Origin of the sequence: Novosphingobium mathurense (genome assembly GCF_900168325.1) — a bacterium.
Classification (GTDB): Bacteria; Pseudomonadota; Alphaproteobacteria; order Sphingomonadales; family Sphingomonadaceae; genus Novosphingobium; species Novosphingobium mathurense.
Window position 1 is genome coordinate 1,172,949 of the sequence record NZ_FVZE01000001.1, and the last position, 17,489, is coordinate 1,190,437.

A 17,489-nucleotide genomic window follows, 5' to 3' on the forward strand; every position below is an offset into this window, starting at 1 on the left:
GCGGCGCCTGGGGCTACGCGGCGGTCCGAGGCCTCAGACCAGTGCGCCGTGGCAGTGCTTGTACTTGTTGCCCGATCCGCAGGGGCAAGGCGCATTGCGGCTGATCGGCAGGTCGGCGTAAGGATTCTCACCGGTACCGCCCGGGCTTGCCGTCGCCTGCGGGCTACCCGCCAGCGAGCCGAACAGGGCAGCGCGCTGGGCCGAACCGTCACCGTCGTTGGAATTCTCCAGACCCGTGAGCGGATCGATGTGCCCGGTCAGGAAGTCAGGCAGCTCGGGCAACTGGGCCGGCTCGGGAATGCGCAGTTCGCTGACCGAGAGAATGCGGGTCACGTCCTCGCGGATCGTCTCGAGCATGTGCTCGAACAGGCCGAAAGCTTCCTGCTTGTATTCGTTGAGCGGCGTCTTCTGCGCATAGGCGCGCAGGAACACAACCTGGCGCAGCGCATCGAGCGTTGCGAGGTGATCCTTCCAGTGATGGTCGATGCGGTCGAGCAGGATCGACTTTTCAACCTGTCGCCAGATCGCCGGATCGTCGTTCGACATCTTCGCCTGCATGCGGGCGTCGGCCAGTTCCGCAAGGCGCTCCTCGACGATTTCCGGCTCGATGCCGTCTTCCTCGATCCAGCCATCGATAGGCGCATCGACGCCCAGGATGTCCCTGGCCTTTTCCTTCAGACCCTCGATGTCCCAGTGTTCCGGGTAGGAACCCTGCGGGCAGGCATCGGCGACAAGCGCATTGACGGTATCGGTCCGCATTTCGACAACGACATCGTCAACCGTCTCGGCGTCCATGATGTCAGAGCGCTGCTCGTAGATCACCTTGCGCTGATCGTTCATCACGTTGTCGTATTCGACGACCTGCTTGCGCACTTCGTAGTTGCGCGCCTCGACCTTCTTCTGCGCTGTCTCGATGGCCTTGGACAACCACTTCGAACCGATCGCCTCGCCATCGGCCAGGTTGCTGTTCATCATCTTGGCGAACAGCGTGTCCGGACCGAAGATGCGCAGCAGGTCGTCCTCGAGGCAGAGGTAGAACTTCGAGAGACCCGGGTCGCCCTGACGGCCGGAACGGCCGCGCAGCTGGTTGTCGATGCGGCGGCTTTCGTGGCGCTCGGTGCCGATGACGCACAGGCCGCCCGCAGCGATGACGCGGTCCTTCTCGTCGCTGACTTCCATTTTGATCCGCGCAATCGCCGCTTCGCGCTCGGGACCTTCAGGAATGTCGGAAAGTTCGTCGTCGATGCGGAATTCGTAGTTACCGCCGAGCTGGATGTCGGTGCCGCGACCCGCCATGTTGGTGGCGATGGTAACCGCACCGTAGCGGCCGGCCTGGGCGACGATGTGGGCTTCCATCTCATGGAAGCGCGCATTGAGGACCGAGTGTTTGACGCCTTCCTTGTTGAGGAAGTCCGAGAGCAGCTCCGACTTCTCGATCGAAACGGTGCCGACGAGGACCGGCTGGCCCTTCTCGTTCTTCTCGCGGATCAGCTTGGCGATGGCGGCGAACTTGTCGAGCGTGTTCTTGTAGAACTCGTCTTCCTCGTCGACGCGCGCGACCGGCAGGTTGGTCGGAATGGTGACCACGTTCATCTTGTAGATGTCGTAGAATTCCGCAGCCTCGGTCGCGGCAGTACCGGTCATGCCCGAAAGCTTGGGGTACATGCGGAAGTAGTTCTGGAAGGTAATCGAGGCGAGCGTCTGGTTTTCCGGCTCGATCCTGACGCCTTCCTTGGCCTCGACCGCCTGGTGCAGGCCGTTCGACCAGCGCCGGCCGTCCATCATGCGGCCGGTGAACTCGTCGATGATGACGACCTTGTTGTCCTTGACGATATAGTCGGTGTCGCGCTTGAACATGACCACGGCCTTGAGAGCCTGGTCGAGGTGGTGGACCACCTGCGTGTTCTCGACGTCGTAGAGGTTCGACCCGACCAGCAGTCCGGCATCCTCGAGCATGCGCTCGGCCTTTTCGACGCCGTCCTCGGTCAGGGTGATGTTCTTGGTCTTCTCGTCGGCATCGTAATCTTCCGGCTCGAGCCGCTTCACGATCGCGTCGACCGAGATGTACAGCTCCGACTTGTCGTCGGTGGGGCCCGAGATGATCAGCGGCGTGCGCGCCTCGTCGATGAGGATCGAGTCGACCTCGTCGACGATTGCGAAGTTGAAGGGGCGCTGCACCATCTGGGAGCGCTCGTGCTTCATGTTGTCGCGCAGGTAGTCGAAGCCGAACTCGTTGTTGGTGCCGTATGTGATGTCGGCAGCATAAGCCTCGCGGCGCTCGAACTCGTTGAGGTTCGGCACGATTACGCCGACGGTCAGACCGAGGAAGTTGTGCAACTGCCCCATCATTTCCGCGTCGCGGCGGGCCAGGTAGTCGTTCACCGTAACGATGTGGACGCCCTTGCCTTCCAGGGCGTTGAGATAGGTCGCGGTGGTCGCGACAAGGGTCTTGCCCTCGCCCGTGCGCATCTCGGCGATCTCACCGCGATGCAGGACGATACCGCCGATCATCTGCACGTCGAAATGGCGCATGCCGAACACGCGCTTGGACGCCTCGCGCACGGTGGCGAAGGCTTCGGGCAGGATGTCGTCGAGCGTTGCGCCGCCTGCCAGCATCTCGCGGAACTTGACCGTCTGCGCGGCGAGTTCCTCGTCGGTGCAGGCTTCCAGCGTCGGCTCGAAGCCGTTGATCTGCTGGACGATCTTTTCGAGTGACTTGACGTAGCGTTCGTTGGACGAACCGAAAATCGACTTGACGAGTGCGCCGAGCATGGCGGGAATCCCTGTTTTACGTGAATGCGTATGGTCTGAAGGCGCGCCCACGCTCATGGCAGGCGCGACAGGATATCGCGAAAAAGCGAAAGAATGCGCGCCCCGGCGCTATTCGCGGGCGCGATCTATCCCGGCAAGAACAGCGGGCGCGGCAAGGGCGAGCGGCTCTGCCGAAACCAGCACGGGCGCGTGCCTGCGGGCATTGCGCAGGCCCGGCTCCGGCAGTTGTGCCAGTGCCACGGGCGCACGCGGCGCCTTGACCGCCGATGCCTCGGCCAGGGTACCGACCTGCATGCTCGCCACCTGCGACGCACGCGCCTCGGCCGGACCGATCTGCGCGGCAAGGCCCGTCAGAAGTGCGAGCAAAGTCAGGATCAGGCGGTTCGCCATGCGGACCAGATAGGGGCGAGCAATGTAATAGTCCACCCGAAGCATGGCTTCGCCCTGCAATTTGCACAGTTCGACCATGCCCGCAGACGCTCCCGGTCGCGAACGCAATGCGCTTGACGCGGCGCGCGCACGCGTTACGCGCTGCAGGCATGGCATATCCCGTCTCACCGCTCGCATCGCCCTTTCCCGCCCTGCCGCCGATCGCCGGCGTGACCGCGCGCGTCGTGCGCGCCGGGTACAAGGACTGGGGCCGATGCGACCTGACGTATGTCGAGCTCGACGAAGGCACCAGCGTCGCCGGGGTCTTCACCCGCAACCTGTGCTGTTCCAGCGAGGTGGAACTGGGCCGCGCCAACATAGGCCAGGGCAAGGCGCGCGCCCTGATCGTCAATGCCGGCAATTCCAACGCCTTCACCGGATACCGCGGCCGCGAGGCGGTCGAGCAGATCATGGGGCAGGTCAGCGCCCACCTCGGCTGCCCGCCGGAACAGGTCTTCGTGTCTTCGACCGGGGTGATCGGCGTGCCGCTGCCCAAGGACAAGGCACGCGAAGGCGTCGAAAAGGCCCTGACGGCGCAGCCCTGCACCTGGGAGGACGCCGCCAACACCATTGCCACCACCGATACTTTCGCCAAGGGCGCGACCGCCACCGCGATCGTCGACGGCAAGACAGTGACGATCAGCGCCATCATCAAGGGTTCGGGCATGATCGCGCCGGACATGGCGACCATGCTGGGCTACCTCTTCACCGATGCCACCGTTGAGCCGGCATTCCTGCAGGAGTGCCTCTCCGCCGCAAACCAGCGCACATTCTCTTGCATCACCGTCGATTCCGACACCTCGACCAGCGATACGGTCATGGCCTTTGCCACCGGCAAGGCCGGCAATGCCCCGCTCGCCTCGTTCGAGAGCGCCGGTGCCGATGCCTTTGCGGCCGCCGTCCACGACGTGTGCCGCCAACTTGCCCACCTCGTCGTGCGTGACGGCGAAGGCGCGCAGAAATTCATCGCCGTGACCGTCTCGGGCGCCATCTCGGACGAAAGCGCGCGCAAGGTCGGCCTTGCCATCGCCAATTCGCCGCTGGTCAAGACCGCGATTGCCGGTGAGGACGCCAACTGGGGCCGCGTCGTCATGGCCGTAGGCAAGGCGGGCGAACCGGCAGACCGCGACAAGCTCTCCATCGGCTTCGGCGGCACCTGGGCCGCGCGCGAAGGACTTCCCCTCGCCGACTACGACGAAGCCCCGGTTGCCGAACACCTGAAAGGACAGGACATCTCCATCGAGGTCGACCTTGGCCTGGGCGAAGGACAGGCCACTGTGTGGACATGCGACCTGACGCACGGCTACATCTCGATCAATGCGGATTACCGCAGCTGATGAGCGGTCCGGTCTTCACGATCTGGGGGCGGCTGAACTCCCACAACGTCAAGAAGGTCGCGTGGTTCGCCGAGGAACTCGGCCTGAAATACGTGCGCCACGATATCGGCGGGCAGTTCGGCTACACCGACGACTATCTCGAGAAGAACCCGAACCGCCTGATCCCGACGATCGAGGACGGCAAGCTGGTCCTGTGGGAATCGAACGCGATCCTGCGCTACATGGCCGCAGAATACGGTGGCCCGCGCTGGTACGCGCACGATCCCATCGACCGCGCGCTCGCCGACCGCTGGATGGACTGGCAGATCACTTATGCAGATGCCCAGCGCCTGCCCTTCCTGAGCTTTGCCCGCACCAAGCCGGAAGACCGCGACATGCCCGCCATCGCGCGCGACATCGCCAGATGTGCGCAGCAACTTGCCGTCATGGAGCGGTATCTCGGCGAAAAGCCCTGGCTCTCGGGCGGCCAGTTCGGCATCGGTGACATTCCCATGGGCGTCTACGCCTATACCTGGTTCTCGCTGCCGTTCGACAGGCCCGAGTTCCCCAAAGTTTCCGCATGGTACGAGCGCATCAGGGAGCGTCCGGGCTTTGCCGAGCAGGTAATGATCCCGCTGACATGATCACGCCCGAACTCACCCGCTCCGTCGAGGCTATCATGCGCGATGCCTCGGATCGCGCCATCGCGCCGCGCTATCGCTCGCTTGCCTCGCACGAGATCATCGCCAAGGCCGCGGACGACGTCGTTACTGTCGCCGATCATGAGAGCGAGGCGATCCTCACCGAAAGGCTGGCCGCGCTTCTGCCGGAAGCCGATGTCGTGGGCGAAGAGGCCGTTCATGCCGACAAGACGGTGCTCGAAAGGCTCAAGGACCGGCTCTGCTGGATCGTCGATCCGCTCGACGGCACGATGAATTTCTCGCAGGGCAAACCGCCCTTCGGCATTCTCGTTGCGCTTGCCGACAAGGGCGAGACCATCGGCGGCTGGATTCTCGACACGCTGACCGGGCGCTTCTGCCATGCCGGGACCGGTACGGGCGCCTGGATCGACGGCGAACGCGTGACCGCGCGCACGAGCGGAGAAACGCCGCCCGTCGCGGCAATCTCGACGATCTTCATGGACGAAGGCGCGCGCGAGAAGGTCATGCACCATATCGCCCCGCATTACCGGATGGTCGACATTCCGCGCTGCGCGGCAGAGCAGTATCCGCGCCTGGTGCTCGGCACCAACGACATATCGGTGTTCAACCGCACCCTGCCCTGGGACCATGCCGCAGGCGTGCTGTTCCTCAACGAGGCAGGCGGCAAGGCCGCGCGGCCGGACGGCAGCGCCTATCGCGTCGACGAATACGAGCGCCGCGAACTGCTGGGCGCGTCATCGTCCCGGCTGTGGGACGAATTCGCAGAAATCATCGCCCGGATACGCTGAACCCCTCCCACCCTGGGAGGTGAGAGGGGCTCGGCATTCGGCATTGCAGGCGCCGGGGCGCCCGTGCAAAGATCGATCAGATGCTGCTTTCGATCCAACCCTTGAGCGCGCTCTTGGGAGCGGCGCCGAGCTTGTCGGCCACCTTCTCGCCGTTCTTGAACAGCACCAGGTAGGGAATCGACTTCACGCCAAAGCTGGCCGGCGTGTCGGTGTTGGCCATGATGTCCATCTTCGCGATGGTCACCTGCTCGCCCAGCTCATCGCTGATTTCCTCGAGAGCCGGACCGATCATCTTGCACGGACCGCACCAGTCCGCCCAGAAGTCCACGAGAACGGGCTTGTCGGACTTCAGGACATCGTCTTCGAAGCTGGCATCGGTGACGGCAATAGTCGGCATGAAATAACTCCTCAAATGGGCTTTGACTGCAATCTAGGGAAGAAACCGCGCGTGACAACGCCTGTGCGGTGAAGCTTTACTCGGGTGGCATGAAGTCCGGCTTGTGCGCTGCAAGGACTTCGGCAGGCACGGTGATGAGCCGCGGGGCGGTGGTGTATAGCAGCGCCACTTCCACCGCGCGGCCCGGAAAGGCCACTTCGAGCGCGGCTGCATAGGCGGCCATCTGCCTCAGGTTGCCCTTGGGCACGGCCTCCAGCGATTCGGGCGGACGGCGCGATGTCTTGTAGTCGACAAAGCGGACGCGCCCGGGTTCGACCACCAGCCGGTCGATCGTCCCCGCAACGACCTGCCCGCCAACGATGGCCGCCACCGGCACTTCGGCAAGGCTTCCCTCGGCAAACAGCGGCGCCCATTCCGGATTGGCGAGAACGCCCAGCGCATCGCCCAGCATGGATTCACGCCGGGTCTCTTCCAGATCGGCGGCATTGCGCGCAAGCCAGGCGCGCCCGGCCGCTTCGCGCTTCGTCGCCGCCACTTCGGGCAAACGCTCGAGCAGCTTGTGAACCAGGGTACCGCGGCGCGCGGCATCGCGGCCCGCGCCCGGCGGGAACGGCGGATCGGGTGCTTCCTCCTCGCCCAGGGCCGAAGGCGCGAGCGGCCTTGGTGGACGCGGTTCGGCTGGCGGCGCGCGTTCCAGCCAGACCGGCAGCGGTTCTGGCAAGGGCAGTTCGACCGGGCCGGCGTCCGGCGCGACCGGCTCGGGCAACTCGCCCCATTCGCACCGGGCGCCCCATATCGGGTCGACGATCTCGGCCTCAGGCGGAAAGAGATCGCGCAGGCGGGCGTACCAGCTCTTGGGCGCAGGCACGCCCTTGTCGCTCTTGCCCAGCGCCCCGCCAACGAACAGCGCCTCTTCCGCGCGGGTCATCGCGACGTAGAGCAGGCGCCAGTGTTCCTGCTCGTCCGCCGCGCGGTTGGTCTCGATCTCGTCCCTGATCCGCCCGATTTTCTTCGCCGCAGAAGGGAGCGGCGGCAACGGGATCTTGCGATGCTCGTCGCGCGGGTCCGGCAGGTCGAGGCCGCGCTCGCGGCTGCGTTCGGGATTGCCGGTGGCATCGGCGAGGATGACGATGGGCGCCTGCAGGCCCTTTGAACCGTGGACGGTCATCACGCGGACCAGTCCGGCAGCGCTGTCCGCCTCGCGCTTCAATTCGCCGTCGCCCGCGTCGAACCAGGCAAGGAAACCCGCAAGGCTCGGCGTATCGGTCGCGACATAGGCCTGCGCGGCGTTAAGCAATTCGTCGATGGGATCGTTGGCCTCGCTGCCGAGGCGCGCGACCAGTTTGCGCCGCCCCTGCCAAGGCCCCACCAGCACCCAATGCAGCAATTGCTGCGGCGGCTCGAAGTCGGCCAGCGCCAGTAGCGCGCCCAATTGCTGCAGCACGGCGGCGACTTCAGGTTCGCTCGAGGCGCGCAGGTGCGACCAGAGCCTGGTATGCTTGTCCCGATAGCCGTGGCGCAGCAATTGCTCCTGGCTCCATCCCACCAGCGGCGAGACAAGCAGGCCGGCAAGGTTGAGATCGTCGAAGGGCTGGACCGCGAAGCGCAGCGCGGCGACGAGATCCTTCACCGCCAGCGGCGCACCCAGACGCAGGCGGTCGACACCGGCGACAGGCACGCCCGCGGCATGGAGCCGCCCGACGATCAGCCCGGCCAGCTCCTTGCGTTGGCGCACCAGCACCATGATGTCCCCGGCATGGGCGCGGCGCGGCTTGCCCTTTTGCAGGGTGAAGCCCGGAGCCATGGGATCGAGCCATGCCCGGACCTGCCGGGCGATGCCTTCGGCCATCTGGCGGTCCGGCTTGGACAGCCAGCCCTCCTGACCTTCATCTTCGCCATCGTCGCGCGGATCGTCGTCATCCTCGGCAACTGCGGCGCCGACCGGCTTCCAAAGGGCGACGTAGCCGGGCCGATCCTGCCCATCATGGCGCTCGGGCGCTTCGTCGAGACCAAAATTGGCATGGCCGATCCCGCCGATTGCATCGTCAACGAAATCGAGGACTTTCTGCGCGGTGCGGAAACTGCGGTCGAGCCCGAGCTGGAGCAGACGGCGCGGGCGGAAGTTGCTGCGCAGCAATTCCGCGTTCTGCGCCGCGGCGTTCATCTTGGCACGAACCTTGTCGGCCGCGCGCCGGAAGTTTTCCGGGCTGGTGCCCTGAAAGCGGAAGATCGCCTGCTTGTAATCGCCAACGACGAAAAGCGTACGCATCAGGTCGCCGTGCTGGCCGAGGCCCGCCCAGAACTCCTCGGCCATGGCGAGGATGATGTCCCACTGCGCGGCATTGGTGTCCTGCGCCTCGTCGACAAGGATGTGGTCGAAGCGGCGATCGAGCTTGTAGCGGATCCAGTCCGCCTGCGACTGGTTGCGCAGCAGATCGGCGGCGCGACGGATCTGGTCGTCGAAATCGATCAGGCCTTCGCGCTGCTTGGCCTCGTCCCATGCCAGCGCAAAAGCGCGGCCAAGCCGCAGCGCCGGCACGAGTCGCTCGGTCAGGTCGAGCAGTGCCTTGGTCTCGCGCACCCGGGCGATGCTCTCCTGCACACGCAGGATGTAGCCCTCGTAGTCGGGGTCGCGCTTCAGGATGTTCGTCAGCTGCTTGGGCGCATCGGTCGTCTTGGTGAACAGGCCGAAGTAGAGGTCGTCGATCGTCGCGGCACGCTTCTCCGGCGATGCGGAGAGCCAGACGACCGAGGCTTCGGAACCTTCGCGTCCGGCCTTGGTATCCCAGGCCGCCAGCGTCTCGCAGCAGCGGCGCAGAGAGCGCACATCGAACTGCTCGTCGTTGCACAGCTCTGCCAGAAAGGCCCCGTCCGCATCGCTGGGCAGGCCAAGCAGGCGCAGCACGTTCTCACGCATCGGCTCCTGCCAGCCGCCGGGACCGAACCACGCCTCGCGCGCCGAGGCACAGCGCAGCAGGAAGGCCTCGACCGCATCGGGCCCATGCTTGAGCGAAAGGTCGCTGATCGCGCCCAGCAATTGCGGATCGCCGAAGGGCTGGCTCTGCGCCGAGACCAGCAGGTCGGCCAGCACCTGCCGCGCGAGCAGGATGCGCTCACGGTCTTCCATGGGCCGCGATCCGGGGATCAGTTGCGCCTCGAGCGGAAACGTCGCCAGCAGCCACTGCGAGAACGCGTGGATCGTATCGATGCGCAAGCCCCCGCCGGGGCAGTCGAGCACGGCGGCAAACAGCGTGCGCGCCCGGGCCATCGTCTCGGGATCGGTCTTCGCGCCGATCGCGTCGAGCCTCGCGAACAGCTGCGTATCCTCAAGCCGCACCCATTCGGCGAGCGTGCCGTTGATGCGCGCCGCCATTTCGGTCGCGCCCGCCTTGGTGAAGGTCAGGCACAGGATCTGCGACGGTTCGACGCCCGGCTGCAGCAGAAGGCGCAGCACGCGTGAGGAAAGGACCTGCGTCTTGCCGGTCCCCGCCGACGCGGAAAGCCACACGGTCTCCTCGGGATCGACCGCGCGCATCTGGTTGCCGTGAAGCGGATGGACGGAAGCCGGACCGCTCATGCCGCGTCCTCCCCGTTGCCGCCCAGCGCCGTGATCCACTCATCCAGACGCATCAGCTGGTCATAGTCGGCATAGCTGCCCAGTTCGGGATTGAGCCGCGCGGTGAAGGGATCGGTGCCCAGTATCCACTTGTCGAGCGCATCGTTGAGGTAGGCCTCGGTCTCGTCGAGGAAGTCTTCGCGCAGGACCATCTTCTCCTGCTTCTTCGGATCGTCGGTGACCGGCTCCACCGCATAGCCGAAGTCCTCGGTGCGCGGCATCTTCGCGAGCGACCAGTATTCGAAACCGCTGGCCTTGCCCTCGATACCCTTGAAGCCCCCTTCTTCGGCGATCATCGCAATCAGGCCGAGCTGCAGCGCAAAGCCTTCCTTGACCTGCAATGGCTTTGGCGGGCCGCCGGTCTTGTAGTCGACCACGGCAAGCGTGCCATCGGCCTTGCGGTCGATACGGTCGGCACGGCCATGGATGCGCACGTCACGATAGCGCATGTCGCCCCAGGCCTCGACGCAGAGCACTTCGCGGCCCTGCTCCTTCTGGTCGGCGACCATCCTATCGAACGTCTTGAGGGCGGCATCCAGGCGCGGCCACCACAGCGCCCGCATCAGCGGGTGCGCATTCGCCTCGTCGAGCACTTGCCCGGCGATGGTGTGCAAACCGCCCTTGGGCTCACCTGCCTTGTGCCAGAGTTCGAGTATCCTGTGCGCGATCTCGCCCTTCCAGGCCGCGCTCGGCTCGGCATCCAGAGCATCGAGGGTGCGCAGGCCGAGGATCGAGCTGGCATAGAACTGGTAGGGATCGCCGCGCAGGCGATCGAGACCGGTGACCGAGATGTCGACCTTGCGCTGGTCTGCATCGGGCATCGGCTGCGGGCGCGGATGGGGCGGCACCCTCGCCGCTTCGTCGAGCCTGCGCGCCAGTCGCAGTGCCTCGCTCTCGACATGGCGCGCCGCCTGATCGCCGAGCATCGCTTTCACGCGCAGCACGAAGCGCGAAGGAATGACCGGTCCGCCTTCGTCGCGCTGCGCCCAGCTCAGCACCACTTCGGGCGCGCCCAATGCTGCGGCAAGGTCATGCGCGGCAAGGCCGATACGGAAATCGGCACCCGGCACACCCAGCGCGCGCAGCACCGCGGGTGGCAGCAGCGAATCCTGCGAGGGCGATGCGGGCCAGGTGCCCTCCACCAGCCCGCCGCAGATGACCAGATCGGCGCGGCTCATGCGCGCTTCGAGCAGGCCATAGATGGAAACGCGCGGATGCCCGCCCCAGGGCGGGCGCACCGAGACGCGGTCCATCGCGTCGCGCAGCACCGCGTGCAGTTCGCGCGGATCGAGCACGGTACCCGCCGCGCTCGCTGCGCCGCGCAAGTCCTCTACGAAGGCGCTGAGTGCGCGGCCGTCCGGCCCGGTCCACAAGGCATCGCCGCAAAGCGTCTCGGCGACTTGGCTGAATGCGCCGAGCAGCACTTCGAGCGGCTCCGCCTCGCCAAAGGCGAACAGCGGCGCGAGCATGTCCGCAACGCCTCCCCACCACTCGCCCAGCCTGGCTTGTTCGGCGAGCACGGCGACGGGGGCCAGCCCTGCGCCCGGTCGCGGACCGCGCAAGGCCAGGTCGAGCCTGCGGGCATTTTCCAGCCAGCGCGCGCGCCCTTCCCCGGCCCCGGCCAGGGGATGGGTCAGCAGGGCGATGAGCGGCACGGGCGCGCCCTGTTCGGCAACCAGTTCGGCCAGCAGCAGCAGGAGCCGCCCCGCCGCGGTCTGCGGCAAGGGCCGCCCGGCGGTATCGTCGGCCTCGATCCCCCAGCGTTCCAGATGCGCAACGACGCGCCCGGCAAGCCCACGGTTCGGGGTGATCAGTGCGACGCGGCGCTCGGGCGTTTCCAGCGCCTCGCGGATCATCACTGCAATCGCCTGAGCCTCTTCGCCCGGATGCGCGCTTTCCATCAGTCGCACACCGGAGAGGCGGCGCTTCTCGGCGGGCAGATCGACCCAGACGGACGAGGCGCGCGGCGGCAGGAACAGATTGGAAATGACCTTGCTGCGCTCTGGCGGTGCGGCACCGTGGCCCGACCGGTGCCAGGGCTGCACTTCGTCGCGCGCGATCCCCATGCGGTTGAGCAGCAGTTTGAGGTGATATTGCGGATGGGTCACCGCATCGCTGCGGCCGAAGGGCGGGTCATCCGGCCCGACCGGATTTCCGGCCGTGCCCAGTTCGTCCCAAACCCCCGCATCGAGCGCAAGATCGAGGTCGGGCAGGATCACCGAGCCGCCGGGCAGTTCGCTCACTACACGCAGCATCTTCGCCAGCGCCGGAGAGGCACTGGTAACGCCTGCGGCAACCACCGGATGCTGCGGCGGCGCAGTGCGCCAGCTGTTCGCGGCATGTTCGAAGAGCCGGTTGCGGCGTTCCGGCGCATCGATCTGCCCGCGCCCGGCCAGTTCGGCAATCCAGTGCTGCTGCACCTTCAGGAAGGCGCGAGTATTGTCGGTCCAGTGCCCGGCAAGATCGCCGACGATGCCGATGACCCGTTCAGACATCAGGTCAATCGGCGCAATCCCCTCGACCAGCAGCCGGTCCATCGTGCTGCCCAGTTCCCATGCCCGGCGCAGCAGCGCCGCACCCTTCCCGGCCTCGTCGCCTTCGACTTCGCGCAGGTAATGGGCAAGACGCAGCCAGCGGCGCATCGGATCGGCGGCGGGCGGAATATCCGCAGCGCCCAGCGGATCGAGCAAGGGGCCGAGCGTCTCGTCAAGGTCGAGGTCGCCCACCACGGCCATGCGCGGCAGCAGCTTCCCCCGCGTCTCGCTCTCGCCCGAATGCCGCACGAATGCCTCGGTCACGGTTCGCACCGCACGGCGGCTGGGCAGGAGCAACGTCAACCGGGCAAGGCCAAGTTCCCCTTGCGCATAGCGCGGCACGAGGCCCGCCACGAGAGCATCGGCAAACCCGCGGTGCGCAGCAATCGAGTAAACGCGCGGCCCGGCGCGATCAGGCACGGGGCAGCCATGCCTCGGTGGGCTTGATGGCGCCCGGCTCACCGACCTCGAACCACAGGCCGGTATGCGAAATGCCGTAGAGACGGCCTTCCTCGATCGCGCGCGACCACAGGACATTGGTCGAGAACGGGCCTTCGGGCGCATCGCGCAGCAGGCGATGCGAGACGATCTGGATGCCGGTGTAGATGAACGGCGCGACCCGGCCCTTGCCGCGGCGGCTGACCTTGCCTGCCGGATCGAGGTGGAAGTCCCCCTCGCCACGATAGTTCAACGCGCGCGGGTGCGGCACCAACAGCAGAAGCGCATCCATTCGTTCGGGATCCCACGCCTGCGAAAGCTCGGCGAACACGTCACTGGGCCCATCGAGCCAGACATTGTCGCTGTTGAGGCAGAAGAACGGATCGGGCAGCATCGGCGCGGCCTTGACCATGCCGCCACCGGTTTCGAGCAGGACATCGCGTTCGTCCGAGATCGTGACCGCAGGCCCGCTCTTGCGCACCTTCATGTGGCCTTCGAGCGCATCGGCAAGATAGTGGACGTTGACGACCGCCTTGGCGACGCCCGCGTTATCCAGCTTTTCCAGCGCATGATCGATCAGCGCCTTGCCGCCGACACGAACCAGTGGCTTGGGTTGCGCCGCGGTAAGCGGGCGCATGCGCTTGCCCAGCCCTGCCGCGAGGATCATCGCGGTATCGCTTGCGAGGGGTTTGGCGCTCATAGTCCGAACTTGCCTCCACCGGCCTGCCGCACATCCATCGGGATGTTCGCATCGAACCATTCCGCCACCGGCGCCAGCGCGGGATGCGCAAGGTCACGCTCGAGCAGTGCCCAGACGCGCGGGATCATGTCGAGGTAGCGCGGCTTGCCGTCACGCTTCCACAGGCGCACGAAAATGCCGACGATCTTGGTGTTGCGCTGCGCGCCCAGCCTTGCGTAGTCGGCGAGGAAAGTGCCGGCATCCACGCCGCTCGCCTGCGTGTAATGGTCGAACATCTGGGCTTCCAGCTCGGCCGAGACATCGCGGCGCGCGTCCTGCAGCAGCGAGACGAGGTCATAGGCGGGATGGCCGACCAGCGCGTCCTGGAAATCGAGCAGCCCCTGCTTTTCCAGCGCGCCCAGAAGCATGATGTTTTCCGCGTGATAGTCGCGCAGCACGGTCACGCCCGGATGCTGGCGCGGGAGCATGCCGCCCAGCGTTGCGTCCCAGGCCGCGATGAAGCCGGGCACATCGACCTTGAGGCCCCGCGCCGCGCAGTACCAGTCGACGAAGAGCCGCGCCTCGCGCTGGTACTCGCTCATCGAATATTCGAGGAACGGCCCCGGTGGCAGCCGGTGCAGCTTCACCAGCGCATCGACGGCGCCCTTGTAGGTGTCGGTCTCGTCCGCGGGCCACTGGTCGAGGTAGTCGCGCATGCGCGCCTCGCCGAAATCCTCGAGCAGGACGAGGCCGCGCTCGGCCTGCTCGGCCAGAATGCGCGGCGCGCGCATGTCATTGGCATTGAGCCAGTGCGCGGCGCGCAGGAACGGGCCCGGGTCCTCGTTGGGCGGCGGGGCGTCCATCAGCATCGCCGTTTCATCGCCCCGGCGAATGCGGAAATAGCGGCGGAACGAGGCGTCGCCCGGAAGCGGCTCGACTTGCGAGCCGGCCCAGCCGGCGGTTTCGAGGAAGGATTCTAGGCCCGCAGGCAGCATCACGGCAGTGTCCGTCATATCGGCATTCGCCCTAGCCAATCAGCCCCCGCCTCGACAATGGCGATCCGCCCTTCATCCGCAATTTCCAGCGTGACGGAGAGGCAGCCCGGCTCATGCGCGAAGCCGCCGGCATGATCGGGCCATTCCGCGATCATGGCAGCACCCTCGCGATAGTCGTCCAGACCGATCTCCTCGGCCTCGGAGGGATGCGCGAGGCGGTAGAAGTCGGCATGCACCAGCGGCAGGCGCACAAGGGGCGGTTCGTAGAGTTCGACGATCGCGAAGCTGGGCGACGGCACCTCACCCGTATGTCCGAGGCCGGCGATTACCGCGCGGGCCAGCGTCGTCTTGCCGGCGCCCAGCCCGCCTTCGAGGGCTATGACATCGCCCACCTGCAACTTCACCGCAATGGCACGGCCCAGCCGGTCCATCGCGGCGAGATCGGGCAGTTCGATCCTCATGGCAGCTCGACGATGGCGCTGGTGCCCCGGCCCGGCTCCGATTCGAGCTTGAGCGTGCCGCCATGCGCTTCGACCAGTTGGCGGGCCAGCGGCAGGCCGAGGCCCTGGCGCCGCTCCACGCTCTTGCCATCGGCGCTCACCTTCATCCCGTCCAGCGCGCGCGTCAGGCTGCGGCTGTCGAGGCCCGAACCCTTGTCCTGCACGAGGATCTGCGCGACTTCGCCCTGAGGCGTCTTGCGCGAAGCGACCTGCACGAGGATCCGCTGCCCGCGTTTCGACGCTGCGATGGCATTGTCGACCAGATGGCCGATGGCCCGGCCCAGCCGCTTGCGGTCTCCGGTGATCGGACGCGGCAAGCCCTTGGCCTGGAGGTCCAGCTCCAGCCCGGCCTTTTCCAGCCGTCCGGCGCGCTCTTCGACCACGCTGCGGACGAAGGGCATGAGCTCGATCTCTTCCTTCTTGAGCGGCAGCATCCCGGCCTCGCTCTGCGAGAGGTCGAGAAGGCTTTCGATATGTTCGCCAAGCTGGTCGACCGACGCGAGAATGTCCGAGACATATTCGCGTCCGCTGTCGGAAAGATCGCCGCCAAGGCCTGCCTGCAGCAGTTCGGCAAAGCCGCCGATCGAGGTGAGCGGCGTGCGCAGTTCGTAGCTCATGTTGGCAAGGAAGCGCGTCTTGATTGCATCGGCTTCCATCAGCGCCGCGTTGCTTTCACGCAGCGCGTCCTCGGCCTTTTGCGAATCAGTGATGTCGAGCACCGCGAGAAGGCCGTTTCCATCGGGCAGCGGGACCCCCGCAAATTCGAGGATGCGCCCATCGGCCAGCGTGATCCGGCCACCCTTCTGGGTGCGGTCGAGCGTGGCCGCGCGCACGACGTTGCCGACGAGTTCGGCTTCCGCCCCGCGCTTGAGCCGCGATGCGATCTTCTTGAGCAGCGCCTCGACATGCGGGTGCGTGTCAAGGAAATCGCTGTCCAGACCCCAGTCGGCCGCGAAACGGCGGTTCCAGATCTGCATGCGGCCATCGGGTGCGAAGACCGCAATAGATTCGAACAGGCTGTCGAACGTCGCCGTGCGGGTCCGCAGCAGCGTATCGCGCACGGCCGACAGGCGCAGCTGCTCGGTGCGGTCCTCGACGATGAGCAGCAGGCCGCCGTCCGGGTCCGGCTGAGCCACGATGCGCAAGTGCGTGCCGTCGGCCAGCGCCCACGCTTCCTCCTGCGTATCGCCCGAAGCGAACCACGCCGCGCGCTCGCGCCGCCAGGCCGGAAAGTCGCGAACCTCGGGAACGCGCCCGACATCGCGCGCCGCATCGAGCAGGCGCTCGAACGCCGGCGGGTCCTGCATCATCTTGGCGGAGAACTTGAACAGGCGCTGGAACGGCTGGTTGGCGAAGGACAGGCGCCGCTTGGCATCGAACTGCGCCACGCCGGCCGAAAGCTGGTCGAGCATCGCACGCTGGGCATCGCGGAAAGCGCGGAACGAACGCGACATTTCCTCCAGATCCTCGATGTCGACGGCATAGCCGGCGACGCCGTCACTCCCGAGCGGCAGGTCGCTGACTCGCAGCGCGCGGCGCTGGCCGTTGATCGTGGCCGATACGATGCGCTCGATCGGGGCGCCCTTCTCTCGCGCGGCCTGCGCGACGCTCGCGGGCGAGTGTCCGTCGACCGTCTCGACCAGTTCGACACCGGCTGCGACGACCGATTCGGCACTCTCGCCGCCCACGGCCGCGACATAGGCCGAATTGACCAGCTGCAGTTCGCCGTCGGGCCGCCGGAACCACATCGGCATCGGTGCCGCCTCGATCAACGAGACAAGCGCGGTAAAGTCCCCCCGTGCCCGGGCCGCTTCCTCGCGCAGCCGGGCCAGTTCGCTCTCGCTGTCGGAAAAGTCGAAGACCCACACGAGCGCGGCACCGCCCGGCGAGACCTGCGGATCGGCAAGATGCCCGCGCAGCGCCAGACTGCGGGTCGAATTGCGCGGGGTGGCGACCAGCCGGAACGGCGCCGCCGTCTTCTGGCAGCGGCGCACCGCTTCGGTGAGTTCAGCCAGTTTCTCTGCAGGCAGACCCCGCTCTGCGGTATCGAGTTCGGAAAGGAACTGCGGCACGGCATCGAGCCCGAGCCACTGCGCCAGCCGCGGGCTGGCCTCGATCCGCCCGTCGGAACGCACGAGCAAGGGAATCGCAGGCGATTCTTCAACCATGCGCGCAAGCCTGCGCGCCGAGCGCAACGAGCCTTCAGCCCGCTTCTGGCGCGTGCGCGCCGACAGGATCGCCCAGGCTGCCCCCAGCGTCCACGCCGCGAGCAGCAATCCGATCAGCAGTGTTACGAGGCGCTCCTGGTCCATCGCAGATGGCTATGGTGCGCCTTGCCCGTGATGACAATGGGTTGGTTGCGC

Annotated in this window: 12 protein-coding genes; 3 read left to right on the forward strand and 9 right to left on the reverse strand. The window is 66.5% G+C overall.

Annotated elements, in window-relative coordinates:
- Window positions 1-33: 33 nt before the first annotated feature.
- Together secA and B5483_RS05645 are read right to left on the reverse strand one after the other, a co-directional pair.
- On the reverse strand, window positions 34-2,772 hold the full coding sequence (secA, locus tag B5483_RS05640) for a preprotein translocase subunit SecA (RefSeq protein WP_079729704.1): 2,739 nt from the start codon (window positions 2,770-2,772) through the stop codon (window positions 34-36).
- Window positions 2,773-2,880: 108 nt separating this feature from the next.
- Window positions 2,881-3,240, reverse strand: coding sequence for a hypothetical protein (locus tag B5483_RS05645; protein WP_245828827.1), 360 nt, complete (start codon window positions 3,238-3,240; stop codon window positions 2,881-2,883).
- A gap of 71 nt (window positions 3,241-3,311) precedes the next feature.
- Here B5483_RS05645 and argJ point away from each other — a divergent pair, with 71 nt between their 5' ends.
- From argJ to B5483_RS05660, 3 genes are read left to right on the forward strand one after another with little or no spacing between them, the layout of a single operon-like run.
- Entirely contained in the window at window positions 3,312-4,538 is a 1,227-nt protein-coding gene (gene argJ, locus B5483_RS05650) for a bifunctional glutamate N-acetyltransferase/amino-acid acetyltransferase ArgJ (RefSeq protein ID WP_054944125.1), read from the forward strand.
- Window positions 4,538-5,161, forward strand: a complete 624-nt coding sequence (locus B5483_RS05655; protein ID WP_054944124.1) for a glutathione S-transferase family protein — start codon at window positions 4,538-4,540, stop codon at window positions 5,159-5,161. The genes argJ and B5483_RS05655 overlap by 1 nt, the downstream gene beginning before the upstream one ends.
- Window positions 5,158-5,967, forward strand: coding sequence for an inositol monophosphatase family protein (locus tag B5483_RS05660; protein WP_054944123.1), 810 nt, complete (start codon window positions 5,158-5,160; stop codon window positions 5,965-5,967). The genes B5483_RS05655 and B5483_RS05660 overlap by 4 nt, the downstream gene beginning before the upstream one ends.
- 76 nt (window positions 5,968-6,043) lie before the next feature.
- On the opposite strand, the gene trxA is transcribed toward B5483_RS05660, so the two are convergent.
- The 7 genes from trxA to B5483_RS05695 form a co-directional block, all read right to left on the reverse strand.
- Window positions 6,044-6,364 (reverse strand): thioredoxin, encoded by a 321-nt coding sequence (gene trxA / locus B5483_RS05665; RefSeq protein ID WP_007014895.1) that lies wholly within the window; start codon window positions 6,362-6,364, stop codon window positions 6,044-6,046.
- A gap of 76 nt (window positions 6,365-6,440) precedes the next feature.
- Window positions 6,441-9,941 (reverse strand): double-strand break repair helicase AddA, encoded by a 3,501-nt coding sequence (gene addA, locus B5483_RS05670; RefSeq protein ID WP_079729705.1) that lies wholly within the window; start codon window positions 9,939-9,941, stop codon window positions 6,441-6,443.
- Complete coding sequence (gene addB, locus B5483_RS05675; protein ID WP_079729706.1) at window positions 9,938-12,934, reverse strand: double-strand break repair protein AddB; 2,997 nt, start codon at window positions 12,932-12,934, stop codon at window positions 9,938-9,940. Before addB ends, addA begins: the two co-directional genes overlap by 4 nt.
- Window positions 12,927-13,652, reverse strand: coding sequence for a nucleotidyltransferase family protein (locus tag B5483_RS05680; RefSeq protein WP_054944120.1), 726 nt, complete (start codon window positions 13,650-13,652; stop codon window positions 12,927-12,929). Before B5483_RS05680 ends, addB begins: the two co-directional genes overlap by 8 nt.
- A complete protein-coding gene (locus tag B5483_RS05685) occupies window positions 13,649-14,644 on the reverse strand; it encodes an aminoglycoside phosphotransferase family protein (protein ID WP_079729707.1) in 996 nt (331 codons plus the stop codon). Before B5483_RS05685 ends, B5483_RS05680 begins: the two co-directional genes overlap by 4 nt.
- Complete coding sequence (tsaE, locus tag B5483_RS05690; protein WP_054944118.1) at window positions 14,641-15,087, reverse strand: tRNA (adenosine(37)-N6)-threonylcarbamoyltransferase complex ATPase subunit type 1 TsaE; 447 nt, start codon at window positions 15,085-15,087, stop codon at window positions 14,641-14,643. Before tsaE ends, B5483_RS05685 begins: the two co-directional genes overlap by 4 nt.
- Entirely contained in the window at window positions 15,084-17,438 is a 2,355-nt protein-coding gene (locus tag B5483_RS05695; RefSeq protein ID WP_054944117.1) for a sensor histidine kinase, read from the reverse strand. The genes tsaE and B5483_RS05695 overlap by 4 nt, the downstream gene beginning before the upstream one ends.
- Between the last annotated feature and the right edge of the window lie 51 nt (window positions 17,439-17,489).

What these genes read in the sequence shown, in the direction of transcription:
- secA (WP_079729704.1), bottom strand. Translation starts at nt 2,772, where the DNA reads ATGCTCGGCGCACTCGTCAAGTCGATTTTCGGTTCGTCCAACGAACGC.
- B5483_RS05645 (WP_245828827.1), bottom strand. Translation starts at nt 3,240, where the DNA reads ATGGTCGAACTGTGCAAATTGCAGGGCGAAGCCATGCTTCGGGTGGAC.
- argJ (WP_054944125.1), top strand. Translation starts at nt 3,312, where the DNA reads ATGGCATATCCCGTCTCACCGCTCGCATCGCCCTTTCCCGCCCTGCCG.
- B5483_RS05655 (WP_054944124.1), top strand. Translation starts at nt 4,538, where the DNA reads ATGAGCGGTCCGGTCTTCACGATCTGGGGGCGGCTGAACTCCCACAAC.
- B5483_RS05660 (WP_054944123.1), top strand. Translation starts at nt 5,158, where the DNA reads ATGATCACGCCCGAACTCACCCGCTCCGTCGAGGCTATCATGCGCGAT.
- trxA (WP_007014895.1), bottom strand. Translation starts at nt 6,364, where the DNA reads ATGCCGACTATTGCCGTCACCGATGCCAGCTTCGAAGACGATGTCCTG.
- addA (WP_079729705.1), bottom strand. Translation starts at nt 9,941, where the DNA reads ATGAGCGGTCCGGCTTCCGTCCATCCGCTTCACGGCAACCAGATGCGC.
- B5483_RS05680 (WP_054944120.1), bottom strand. Translation starts at nt 13,652, where the DNA reads ATGAGCGCCAAACCCCTCGCAAGCGATACCGCGATGATCCTCGCGGCA.
- B5483_RS05685 (WP_079729707.1), bottom strand. Translation starts at nt 14,644, where the DNA reads ATGACGGACACTGCCGTGATGCTGCCTGCGGGCCTAGAATCCTTCCTC.
- tsaE (WP_054944118.1), bottom strand. Translation starts at nt 15,087, where the DNA reads ATGAGGATCGAACTGCCCGATCTCGCCGCGATGGACCGGCTGGGCCGT.
- B5483_RS05695 (WP_054944117.1), bottom strand. Translation starts at nt 17,438, where the DNA reads ATGGACCAGGAGCGCCTCGTAACACTGCTGATCGGATTGCTGCTCGCG.